General features: G+C 70.6%; 9 protein-coding genes. 6 read left to right on the forward strand and 3 right to left on the reverse strand.

Annotated elements, in window-relative coordinates; genetic code table 11:
• From VF202_07180 to VF202_07190, 3 genes are all read right to left on the reverse strand, one after another.
• On the reverse strand, positions 1-327 hold a 327-nt coding region (locus VF202_07180; GenBank protein HEX7039873.1), incomplete at its 3' end, for a hypothetical protein.
• Positions 328-1,204: 877 nt separating this feature from the next.
• Positions 1,205-2,026: a restriction endonuclease gene (locus tag VF202_07185; protein HEX7039874.1), complete on the reverse strand. Its 822-nt coding sequence runs from the start codon at positions 2,024-2,026 to the stop codon at positions 1,205-1,207.
• 1,048 nt (positions 2,027-3,074) lie between these two features.
• Positions 3,075-4,304 (reverse strand): type II secretion system F family protein, encoded by a 1,230-nt coding sequence (locus tag VF202_07190; GenBank protein HEX7039875.1) that lies wholly within the window; start codon positions 4,302-4,304, stop codon positions 3,075-3,077.
• A gap of 232 nt (positions 4,305-4,536) precedes the next feature.
• Here VF202_07190 and nth point away from each other — a divergent pair, with 232 nt between their 5' ends.
• The 6 genes from nth (at position 4,537) to VF202_07220 (ending at position 11,558) form a co-directional block, all read left to right on the forward strand.
• On the forward strand, positions 4,537-5,238 hold the full coding sequence (gene nth / locus VF202_07195) for an endonuclease III (GenBank protein ID HEX7039876.1): 702 nt from the start codon (positions 4,537-4,539) through the stop codon (positions 5,236-5,238).
• Positions 5,239-5,295: 57 nt separating this feature from the next.
• Positions 5,296-6,414 carry a YpdA family putative bacillithiol disulfide reductase gene (locus VF202_07200; GenBank protein HEX7039877.1) on the forward strand — a complete coding sequence of 373 codons (1,119 nt, stop codon included), beginning with the start codon at positions 5,296-5,298 and terminating at the stop codon, positions 6,412-6,414.
• An 80-nt stretch (positions 6,415-6,494) separates the two neighbouring features.
• Complete coding sequence (locus VF202_07205; GenBank protein HEX7039878.1) at positions 6,495-7,382, forward strand: hypothetical protein; 888 nt, start codon at positions 6,495-6,497, stop codon at positions 7,380-7,382.
• 9 nt (positions 7,383-7,391) lie between these two features.
• Positions 7,392-8,396: a DUF5668 domain-containing protein gene (locus VF202_07210; GenBank protein HEX7039879.1), complete on the forward strand. Its 1,005-nt coding sequence runs from the start codon at positions 7,392-7,394 to the stop codon at positions 8,394-8,396.
• A gap of 16 nt (positions 8,397-8,412) precedes the next feature.
• Positions 8,413-10,929, forward strand: a complete 2,517-nt coding sequence (locus VF202_07215; GenBank protein HEX7039880.1) for a CBS domain-containing protein — start codon at positions 8,413-8,415, stop codon at positions 10,927-10,929.
• Positions 10,926-11,558 carry a site-2 protease family protein gene (locus VF202_07220; GenBank protein HEX7039881.1) on the forward strand — a complete coding sequence of 211 codons (633 nt, stop codon included), beginning with the start codon at positions 10,926-10,928 and terminating at the stop codon, positions 11,556-11,558. The genes VF202_07215 and VF202_07220 overlap by 4 nt, the downstream gene beginning before the upstream one ends.
• Positions 11,559-11,685: the final 127 nt, after the last annotated feature.

An 11,685-nucleotide genomic window follows, 5' to 3' on the forward strand; every position in this document is an offset into this window, starting at 1 on the left:
CACGCCTCGGGTGCTGCGGCCGATGACCTGCTCACCGCGCCTGAGCTCGAACGTCTGCGGTCCCGAAGGCGGTTCGGGCCAGCCTGCGCTTCCGAGGAAGAGCGGGACGGCCGTCGAGATCGTGCCGTCCTCGGCCACCAATAGGACGGCGGGCTCGTCGCCCAGCCAGGCCTGGACCTCCGTTGCGTCCTCGATGTCGAGCTCGATCCCGCGCACTGCGATCGGGGTGCCGGGCGGCCCGGAGTACAGGGAGAGGCTGAGTTCGGCCGGTCCCGCGTCAGGGTTCGGTCCACGCGCGCAGCCGGAGAGCGCGAGGAGGGCCAGCATGGCGAGGCTCGACGACGAGCCGGCGCGGCGCCACCTAGCCGCCGACCTCGGACGGGCACACCGCTTCGGTTCGTCCGGAGCGCGAGCGCCCCGGTAGCGGCCCCGGTGCTCCGTGGGTCCCGGGCGATCCATCTTCCCCGACCTGCCCGTCGTCTTCATCCCCTGTCCTCCCCGTCGTTCCTCGGAGGCTGAAGCGCGAGTACGGCTCCTTGCTCGCCCCTCCCAGTTTCGCAGTAGTCGGGCGTGCGGCTCGAGCCTGGCCGCTGGGGTCGGCCTCCTCGCCGGCGCGCTCGTCGCTCACCTGCTCCCGCGGGCACGCGCACCAACGAGCCTAGTCAGGGAGGCGTGAACGCCTCGTTAACGCTGCGAAGCGCGCCCAGGCGTGCAGGTGTGCGCCGGCCCCAGCCCTTGCCGCGTTGACCACGTGACCCTTGCCGGTGCCGACGCTTACGGCGTCCGCGAGGGCCGCGTTCCGCACGACCCTGACGAGAGCTCGGTGAAGACCCCGGGCACCAGGACGTTTCCAGGGATCCCGTGCAGCCCTTCCAAGAGCGCTTCACGGGGTTCCAGACTTCCAGGACAAGCCGCAGGGTATTGCCTGAACCTACGAACCCTGTTGGTCTCTTCAAGAGATTGCAACTGAACTGGAAACTAGCGCCTCGGATCGGTCCCATTCGACCCAGGTCGAAAACTCTTGCTCGATGCGGCGCCAGTAGAAGCCGCCTGTCCAGGATTGCTGCCAGACGCAAAGGCTTTCCCAAATAGCCTGCTCATGCCCGAGGCCATGCTCTAGAACCCCGAGCGAGAACGGCCTATAACTCTCCGGTGTAGCGCCTTCCAGCGACGTGACCTGAGGAGTGCCGGCACCTGGTAGAGCTCAGTCGTCCTCCAGGCTCGGCACGAGCGTCCAGATCCTCTTCAACGGCAACTCAGACTTCGTACCGTCCGAGAGGCGGTCGTAGTTCTCCAAGACGGCATCGATCACGTCATCCGCCGTCCACAGCCGCACCTGGAAGAAGAGCTGCCGCTTCGCGTTCGTCACGCTGGACTTGAACCCACCCCACGACACGAACAGGCCGCGCTGAGCGTTGAAGGCCTCCAGCACGCCCCGCAGCTCACGCACAGCCTTGATGTCCTCCGGGGTCTCACCGCTCTTGACTTGCACGGCGATCCGCGGCTCGTCGAACCCCATCGGCTCGCGGCCCGCGACGATGTCCACACCGCCATCAGCCCCGGCGGTCGTCCTTGCGGTTACGTAGCCCTGAGCCTGCAAGAGCTCCTTGACCAGTCGCTCGAACTTAGGACCCTTGAACCGCTGGCTGATGCGCTTACTGATCAGGTCACGCGCGTAACGCTCCAGGTCCTGAAGGGCGCTGTCGACGTCCTCAAGCTCATCGCCACCGCTGACAACCTGCTCCTCATCGAACCCCGGGTCTGGCTTACCCGCTAGGAGGGCCTTGATCCTCTCCTCGGCGTTGTTGCGCTGGATGCGCGCCACCGTGAGGAAAGCACCCAAGCTGTAGAGAAGGTCGGTGCCGATCGCGGTCCGCGGGACGTCCGTCCGGATCCACTTGACCTTGCGAGCGTGGCTGGCTCCCGCGGGCAGATCGGGACGGTACTCGTTGTCACCTACAACCTCACCGAACGCCACTGCAGACTGCTGCTTCAAAGGCAAGGCGACAAGGTCGCCCTTCTGCATGCGCGCACGGAAGGCGAAAAGCTGAGCCGCCCAGTTCCTGAGCGTGTTCAGCTTCTGGTCCTGGTACACCTGCTGGCAGAGCGCGAGGATGTCGTCACGCGTCTGGTAACGCTCCAGACTTGGCAGCTAGTCCCAGCCGATGACCACGAGCTTCTTCTCGAGCGCGAGATCCTCCCGCTCACCATTGCGCCCAGCGCGCACTAGCCACAACGCCACGCCAACCCCTCCGATCCCGCGAGCCCCCTTGGCTCAAAGCGAAAGGCCCTCAACGCGCGAGTTAGGTGCCGCGCCCGAACCACGCACGCTCAGCCTTCATGTCGAACCACACCTGGCGACAACTAGACGACATCCAGACCCTCCCCAACCGCGAGCCCATCGCGTTCCCCCATCCAGGACGATGCCGGCAAGACGGAGGCGGAAAGCTTGTCACCCAGCACATCCTCTGGCTCGCTGAAGGGCAATCAAGTGTTTCACCAGGTGCGCGCTACTGATACTCGAAGAAGAGCGCGCGACGACCCCGAATGGGCACTCCTAGGTCCCCACTCCTGCCTTCCTGACTCGCCAGGACATGGACCAGGACGCTCAGAGTCAGGAGGAGTCGCGGTCCTGAAGAGCTTCATGGTCATCGCGTAGAGCTCGCCGAGGCGCTCCCTCGGCACCAACACCATGACCTCCACAAAGGGACGACCTCTCCGCCGTCGATCAGCCGCGCTTGGAACGCACTCAATATCTACGCCACACCCGGCAAGATTCGGCGGGAAAGTGGTGCTCGAGTCCTACTTCAACCCACCGCGCTCCCCGTCGCTTGACACCAGACGTCGAAAGCACGGACTCCATGGGCATCAGCCGCAAGCGAAGCGGCTGGACTGAAGTCCAGTCCAGCCGCACTTGGTTCACTTCAAGGCGACGAATCTCTAGAGCGTCTTCGCCCCACCTAACAACTGTATACGCCCCACCTGCATACGCAGCGCTGCAGCATCCTCGGAGTGCTGCGAGGGATCGCAGATTATCCGGACGAACTGCTCGCTCATCCTGGGATCTACAATCCCTACTGCGACAGCTGCCCGATGATCGAGAACATCGGCAGGAACATGCCGGCGACGATGAAGCCGACGATGACGCCGAGGAACACGATGAGGGCGGGCTCGAGGGCGGCCGTGAGGCTCTCGACGGCCTCGTCGACCTCGCGCTCGTAGAAGTCCGCGACCTTCTGCAGCATCGAGTCGACGGCGCCGGTCTCCTCGCCGATCGCCACCATCGACGACACCATGGGCGGGAACACGCGCGGGTACTTCATGAGCGTGGAGCTGATCTGCTCGCCGCGCTGCACCGCCTCCTTCGTCTCGGTGAGGATGTCCTCGACGATGGCGTTGCCGGCTGTGCCCTTGGTGATGTCTATCGACTCGATGATGTTCACGCCCGAGCGCAGCAGCAGTCCGAAGGTGTTCGAGAAGCTGGCGATGGCGCTCTTCTGCACCAGCGTGCCTATGACGGGCGTTCGCAGCAGGAAGCGGTCGATGACTCGCCGGCCGTTGGGCGTGCGGCGGAACATGATGAGGCCCACCACCGCGGCCACGATGATCAGGGCCAGCAGCCACCACTGGAAGCGCAGGAAGTCGGAGACAGCGATGAGCGCCCGCGTGATGACGGGCAGCTCGCCGCCGAGCTGGTCGAGGATCTGCGCGAACTGCGGGACGATGCCCGTGAGCAGGAACCACGTCACGCCGAGCGCGATCACGAGCACCACGGTCGGGTAGGTGAGCGCGGTGCGGATCTTGCCGCGCAGCGCCGCCTGCTTCTCCATGTAGGTGGCGATGCGCTCGAGGATGCCGTCGAGGTTGCCCGACACCTCGCCGGCGCGCACCAGGTAGATGTACAGCTTGTTGAACAGGCGCGGGTGCTTGGCGAGCGCGTCGGAGAGGTTCTGACCGGTCTCGACGTCCTCGCGGACGCGCCGCAGGGCGTCCTTCAGGCCCTGCTTCTCGGCCTGCCGCTGGAGGATCGCGAGGCTCTGCACGACGGGCAGGCCGGCGTTGATGACGGTGGCGAACTGCCGCGAGAAGATCGTGATGTCGCGGGTGTTGGGGACAGACCCGATGTCGAGCCACTTCGGCAGCCTGATCTCGGCGTTCAGCCCGGACTTGGGCGCCTTGATCTCGCTGATGAAGTAGCCCTTCTGCCGGAGCGAGGCAGCGACGTCGCGCTCGGAGGCCGCCTCCATGGTGGCAGCGATGAGCTTGCCGGTGCGGTCGCGCGCCTTGTACTCGTAAACGGGCATCCTGCCTCCTCGCCCGCCGTCGACGGGTCGCCCGGCGCGGCTCGGTCACGCCAGGACACTGGCTGCCAAGGTACCGCGTGAGCGCGAGGTGAGACTGGTGAATCGCTCACTTATCCCGTGGCACGGCGTCACGGCGCGGGTCGATGGGCTACCAGCGGCGCGCGATGAGAGCTGCTCGGCGCCCTGATGAGCGGAACGCGCCCCTGTTGTCGTCGCCGGTTAGCATCGCCGGGTGCCGCGCGAGTCCCTGCGGGCCAAGCGGGAGAGGGGGCAGCGGGTCCTCGACCTGCTGCGCGAGCTCTACCCCGACGCCCGCACCGAGCTCAGGTTCCAGACGCCGTTCCAGCTCCTGATCGCCACGCTCCTCTCCGCCCAGGCGACGGACGTGAGCGTGAACGCCGCGACGCCTGCGCTGTTCGCCGCCTACCCCGACGCGTTCGCCCTCGCGGCGGCTACGCCCGAGGAGGTCGAGCCCTACATCCGCACCATCGGTCTCTACCGCACCAAGGCGCGCAACGCAGTGGCCACGGCGCGGGCGCTGGTCGAGCGCCACGGCGGCGAGGTGCCCGCCACGATGGCCGACCTCGTGGCGCTGCCGGGCGTGGGGCGCAAGACCGCGAACGTCGTCCTCGCCAACGCCTTCGGCCAGCACACCATCGCCGTCGACACCCACGTCGGCCGCCTGGCCCGCCGCCTCGGCTTCTCGACCAACACGGTGCCGGACAAGGTCGAGGCGGACCTCCAACGCCTCTTCCCGCCGGACCAGTGGGTGTTCCTCCACCACGCCCTGATCCTGCACGGCCGCCGAATCTGCACCGCGCGCCGGCCCGCCTGCGAGGCCTGCCCGCTGTGCCCGCACTGCCCATCCTGCGGGAAGGTCGGCGTGCCGGCGCGGCGACCTCGGCGCGCGCCTAGGAGGACGCGGCAGGGATGACGCTGGGAGCCCCGCCGGCTCACGCGCGCTTGTTACGTTGAGGCCATGGCTGGTGGCGTGCCGACAGACGACGCGGTCACGGGCGACCCCGCAGCCGCGCGCTACGACGTCGCCATCGTGGGGGCGGGGCCCATCGGCATCGAATGCGCCATCCTCGCCAAGCGGGCCGGGCTCTCCCACCTGCTGCTCGACCAGGGGCCCGTCGCGGCGGCCATCGCCCGCTACCCGGTCTACATGCTGTTCTTCACCACGTCTGAGCGGCTCGAGGTGGGCGGCCACCCGCTCGTGTCGGCGGCGGACAAGCCGACGCGCAAGGAGGCGCTCGACTACTACCGCAAGGTCGTCGCCAACGAGGGCCTGAACGTCAGGCAGTTCTCCCGCGTCGTCGAGGTGCGGCCTCTCGCCGGCGGCGGGCCGCGGGCGCGTGCCGGCGCGCCGCCGCCGGGAGGCGAGCGGGCCGGTGCACGCTTCGCCCTCCGCGTCGAGGCCCAGGCGCCGTCTGGCCTCTCGGGCACCGCCCACGCACAGGCGGTCGTCGTGGCCACCGGCTACTTCGACAACCCGAACCTCCTCGGCGTGCCCGGCGAGGACCTGCCGTGGGTCAGCCACTACTACACCGAGGGCCACCCGTACTTCGCTCGGCCCGTCGTCATCGTCGGCGGCGGCTCCAGCGCGGCCGACGCGGCGCTCGACCTCTTCCGCGCCGGCGCCCGCGTGACGATCGTCCACCGCGGCGAGGACATGAAGCGCACGCTCAAGTACTGGATCAGGCCGAACCTGGAGAACCGCATCAAGGAAGGCTCCATCGCCGCGCGGTTCGGCACCGTGGTGCGGCGCTTCGAGCCCGGACGCGTGGTGGTCGCGCCGGTCGGGTCGTCTCCGGGCGAGGGCGAGGAGGCGCTGCCCGCCGACCAGGCCTTCGTGCTGACCGGGTACTCGGCCCCCACCTGGCTCATCGAGGGAGCCGGCGTCCAGGTGGACCCCGAGACGCGTAAGGCGCGCGTGGACCCCGAGACGTACGAGTCGAACGTGCCGGGACTCTACGTGGTCGGTTCGGCGTCCAGCGGCAGGAAGACCTCGGAGGTCTTCGTCGAGAACGGCCTGGTACACGCGCGCGCTGCCATGGCGGACCTCATACGAAAGGCGCAGGAGCCTGCCACCATCGGCTCTCCGTGAGCGTCAGGAGCGCGCAGTACAATCGGCCTTGACGGTGGATGCCGTCGTGCCCGGCGTATCCGGGCAGGTCGGAGGGAGACATGCGCGACCGCGACAAGACGCTGGGCATCGCACTCGTCGTCCTGGGCGGCCTGTTCCTGCTGTGGCAGGTGACGGGAAGGGGCGACTTCGCGTGGCCGCTCTTCGTCATCGTCCCCGGCCTCATCCTCCTGGGCGCCGCGTTCCTGGGCAGGCGCGAGATGGCCAGCCTCGCGGTCCCCGGGTCCATCGTCACTACGATCGGCCTCATCCTCCTGATCCTCAACGCCGCCAACCGCATGGACGCCTGGGCCTACAGCTGGGCGCTCATCGTGGCCGGAGCCGGCGCCGGCAACCTCATCTTCGGCGCGCTGCAGAACGACCACGCGCGCGAGCGCGAGGGCCTGCGCACCGTCTACGTCGGCCTCACGCTCTTCGCCGTGTTCGGCGTGCTCTTCGAGTTCATCATCTGGGGCGGTCTCGGCGGCGCCATGCGCTGGCTCCTGCCGCTGCTGCTGATCGGCTTCGGCGTCTACCTGCTCTTCTTCCGCGACCCGCAGGCGCCCCTCCCCTGGGCGACCCGGCGGGCGCCGGGGGTACCGACCCCGCCGCCTAGCGCGGGCCCAGGGCCCGGCCTGCCGCCGGGGACCGCTACCGGCACGCCGCCGGAGCCCACGACCAGTACTCCGCCGGAGCCCACGACCGGCACTGCGCCGGAGCCCACCACCGGCGCGTCGCCGGGGGCGATTACGAGCACGCCGCCGGGGACGACGACCGTCACCCCACCCGGCACGGCGACAGGCACCGCCTCCGACCGAACCGCCACCGAGCAAGCCGCCCCCGATCGAGCCGGCCCCGCGGAAGCCCCAGGTCGAACCGACACAGAGCAAGCCGGCACCGAAGAAGCCGACGCCGAACAGACGGACCCCGACCGAGACGACCGCGCCTGAGGCGGAAGGATGACGACGCGCGCGCTGCCAATCGCACTCATCGCCATCGGCGCGATCTGGCTCCTGTTCGCCGTCGGGTTCGTGCCGCCCTCTCTCGGGGCGGCGCTGGCGCGCCTGTGGCCGCTGCTGCTGGTCGGCGCGGGCCTCGACATGCTGATGCCCGAGCGGCGCCCGCGCGACGTGCCGTTCGTGGCCCTCGCCGCCGCCGTCATCCTCCTGGTCGGCCTGTTCTGGCCGGCGAGCGCGCTGCAGCGCCCCGCCACCGAGGTCCACCACGACCTGCCGCCGACGACCGAGCGCGTGTCTTTCAGCCTGCGGGCGAGCTCACCCGTCCTCAACGTGAGGTCCGCCGACTCCGACGACACGCTGGTGACCGCGCGGTTCACCGGCGAGCCGCGCGGCGTCGTCGCCGTCGACGGTGCCGCCGAGACGCGCGTGCGCCTGTCGCCCGAGCGCGCCGCCTTCAGGCCCTTCGTGGGGCCCGCACGCTGGGACGTCGAGGTGCCCCGCGCCGTGCCCCTCGACGTCCAGGTCGACGGCGGCTCCGGCCCCATCACCCTCGACCTCGTCGGCACCCAGCTCGTCGCCCTGGAGCTGGAGGCGGGCAGCGGTCCCGCGACCGCGGACCTCCCCGGCGGCGGCCGGCCCTACGTGGTGTCCGTCGACGGCGGCTCCGGTCCCATCGAGCTGCGGGTCGCGCCGGGGGCCTCGCTGAACCTCGAGGCCGACCTCGGCTCCGGACCCGCGACCGTCTTCATCGGCGAGGGTAGCGACGCCGTCGTGGCGCTCGAGCTGGGCAGCGGCCCGCTGGAGCTGGACCTGCCCGACACCGCCCCCATCCGCCTCACCGTCCAGGACGACGGCTCCGGCCCCCTGCGCCTCCCCCGCTTCCTCGAGAGGCGCTCCGGCAGCGGCGACACCGGCGTGTGGGAGAGCCCCAGCCTGAGGAACGGCGGGCGCGTCATCGACATCGTGCTGGAGGACGTGGGGTCCGGTCCCGTCACCGTCCGGTGAGGGGGGCGGCACGCCCATGCGCCTGATCGTCACGCACGAGCAGCCCGACTTCGACGCCCTGGCGTCGCTGGCGCTCGCGCAGGTGCTCTTCCCCGGCAGCCGCGCGGCGGTCCACGGGGCGATCGGCAGGAGCGTCGAGTCGTTCCTCTCTCTCTACAGGGACGTCCTCGACCTCCTCGACGAGGCCGACGTCGACCTGGACGAGGTCACGGAGCTCGTCGTCGTGGACACCTCCGACCCCGCGCGCATCAGGCCGTTCGACGCGCTCGTCGGCCGCGTGCCCGTCACCCTCTACGACCACCACCCGCTGCCCGAGGACCCGATCCCGGCGGGGCGGGGCATCGTGGAGCGCGTCGGCGCCACCGCCACGCTCCTCACCCGCGAGCTGGCCGCCACGGCGACGCCCGTCCCGCCGGCCGTCGCCAGCCTGGGGCTCCTGGGCATCCACGAGGACACCGGCAACCTCAGCTACGTCGGCACCACGCCGGACGACTACCGCGCCGCCGCCTACCTGCTCGCCCAGGGCGGCAGCCTGCAGCTCGTGCGCCGCTTCGCGCACGACGTGCTCACGCCCGACCAGCTCGACTTCCGCGACCGGCTCCACGAGGCCGCGCGCACGACGCTCGTCGCCGGCCGACCGGTGGTGGTCGCGGCCTTCGAGAACCCCCGCTACGTGGCCGGCGTCAGCGGCCTGGTCAGCGAGCTGCTCGACGTCCACGGCGCCGACGCCGCGCTCGTCGCCGCCGGCATGGAGGGCCGCACGCTGGTGTTCGCGCGCAGCGACGAGCGCTTCGACAGCGCCGCTGCGCTCGCCGAGGCGGTGGGCGGCTCCGGCCACCCCGGCGCCGCGTACGGCAAGACCGACCTCCCGCCCGCGGCGGCGGCCGAGCGCGCTCTGGCGGCGCTGGCGCGCCACGCCGCGCCCGTGCTCACCGCCAGGGACGTGATGAGCTCGCCGGTGCGCACGGTGCCGGAGCACGCCACGGTCGCCGAGGCGCAGTCCCAGCTCCTCGTCCACGGCCACAACGGCATGCCCGTCGTCGACGCGCAGGGCCGGGTCGTGGGCGTCGTCTCGCGCCGCGACATCGACCGCGCGCTGCGCCACGACCTGGGCGCGAGCCGCGTGAGCGGCTTCATGAGCCGCGCGGTCGTGTCGGCCCCTCCGGAGGCGACGATCCCCGAGCTCGAGGCGCTGGTGCTCGGCCACAACGTCGGCCGCGTGCCCATCGTCGAGGGCGGCAGGCTGGTGGGCATCGTGACGCGGGCCGACCTCATCGCCGCGCGGCACCGGCGCGACGACGTCGGCGAGGCCCAGCAGCTCCTGGCCCGGCTGCCGCCCAGGGCGCAGACGGTCGTGCAGGCCGTGAAGGAGCTGGCCGGCGAGCTGCCCGTCTACCTCGTGGGCGGCACGGTGCGCGACCTGATGCTCGGCGCCGGCAGCAAGGACGTGGACCTCGTGGTCGAGGGCGGCAACGTCGAGGCGTTCGGTACGCGCCTGCAGCGGCGCCTGGGCGGCTCGCTCTCCTGCCACGTCGGGTTCGGGACCTGCACCCTCACGCTGCCCGGCGGCCTGGTCGTGGACCTCGCCACCGCGCGCGAGGAGACGTACGCCCGCCCGGGCGCCCTGCCCGACGTGAGCCCGAGCAGCGTGAAGCAGGACCTCGCCAGGCGCGACTTCACCATCAACGCCATGGCCGTCAGGCTCACGCCGGCTCCGCCCGCCGTGCTCGACCCGTTCGGCGGGCGCGCCGACCTCGGCAGGCGCCAGCTGCGCGTGCTGCACCCGCTCTCGTTCGTCGAGGACCCCACGCGCATCCTCCGCGGCGCACGTCTCGCCGGCCGGCTGTCGTTCGAGTTCGCCGCCGACACCGCGGCGAAGGCGCGGGCCGTGGTCGCCGAGGGCCTCGGCGCCGGCGTCAGCCGCTCGCGCCTGCGCGCCGAGCTGGAGCTGACGTTCACCGAACAGCGCGTGCTGCCGGCGCTCGAGGTCATGGACCGCCTCGACGTGCTGCGGCCGCTGTTCGGGCTGGACCTCGCCGGTGCCCGCGCGGCCGTCGCCGCGCTCGACGAGGCGCGGGCGCAGGACGCGGTCCCCGAGGAGGCCTACCTGCTCGCGCTGCTGCTCGGACAGGAGGAGGGAGACGCCGCCGCGCACGTAGAGAGCTTCAACTGGCCGCGCCGCGTGCTGGCGTCCCGCGAGCGCCTGCTGCGGCTGCTCGACGCGCCGCAGGAGGTCACGGACGACGAGCTGGAGCAGCTCACCCCCGCCGAGGCGGCCCTGCTGCGGTCGCGGGGCGGCGCGCTCGCCGAGCGCATCGTGCGCCTGGCCGAGGAACCGCCTCGCAGACGGCTGCGCGGGAGGGATGTGGTAGCTTTGGGGCTGCCCGAGGGGCCCGCCGTGGGTCGCGTGCTGGCTGACGTCGAACGCGCCCGGGCCCAACGCCAGACCACCAGCTTCGAGGACGAGTTGGAGCTCGCCAGACGGCTCGTCGACGAGCTGCGCCGACCGGAGCGGCCCGGAGTGCAAGAGTGATACTGAGGTTCCCAGGCGACCTAACGACCATCGTCATAGCCTTCATCGTCATGGTGATGGCCCTGATCTTCCACAACATGGTGCAGGCCTGGGTGGCGAACCGGCTGGGCGACCCGTCGCCGCGCCTCGCGGGCTTCATGGCGTTCGACCCCGCCCGCCAGCTCGACCCCATCGGCGTGGTGTTCCTGCTCCTGCTCGGCTTCGGCTGGCCCCGCACCGTGCCGGTGAACTCGCGCAACTACTCGCGCCGCGGGCGCGCCGAGGCCTGGGTGTGGGTCTCCGGCATCGGCGCCTACCTCGTCGTCGCGTTCCTCAGCATGGTGGTCGCGGCGGTGTTCCGCTCGCTCGAGAGCCCGGCGCTGTTCAACGCCTTCGAGCTGGCCGCGTCGATCGCCGTGCTGCACGCCGTCATCAACCTGTTCCCCGTGCTGCCGCTCGACATGGGCCGCGCCGCCCTCGCCTGGGGCAACCCCGACGTGCGGCGCTTCGTCATGCAGATCGCCCAGTTCGGGATCCTCGGCTTCATGGTCTTCTTCCTGGTGCTGTCGATGACCGGAGTGATCGGCGGCCTGATGAACTTCTTCGGCACGCTCTTCACGCGCATCATCAGGCTGATCCCTGGCCTGTGACGGGCGTGCGCTCGGCCTCCATCGCGGCCGCGCGCCTCTCCCGTCCCCCTGCAGTCAGTAGCTCGCTATCGCTCTATCGACTGGGGCGCGAACCGTCGGCCAGAAGAGGGCATGAACGCCCTCCAGG

This window comes from Trueperaceae bacterium (assembly GCA_036381035.1).
In the GTDB taxonomy this organism is placed as follows: domain Bacteria; phylum Deinococcota; class Deinococci; order Deinococcales; family Trueperaceae; genus DASRWD01.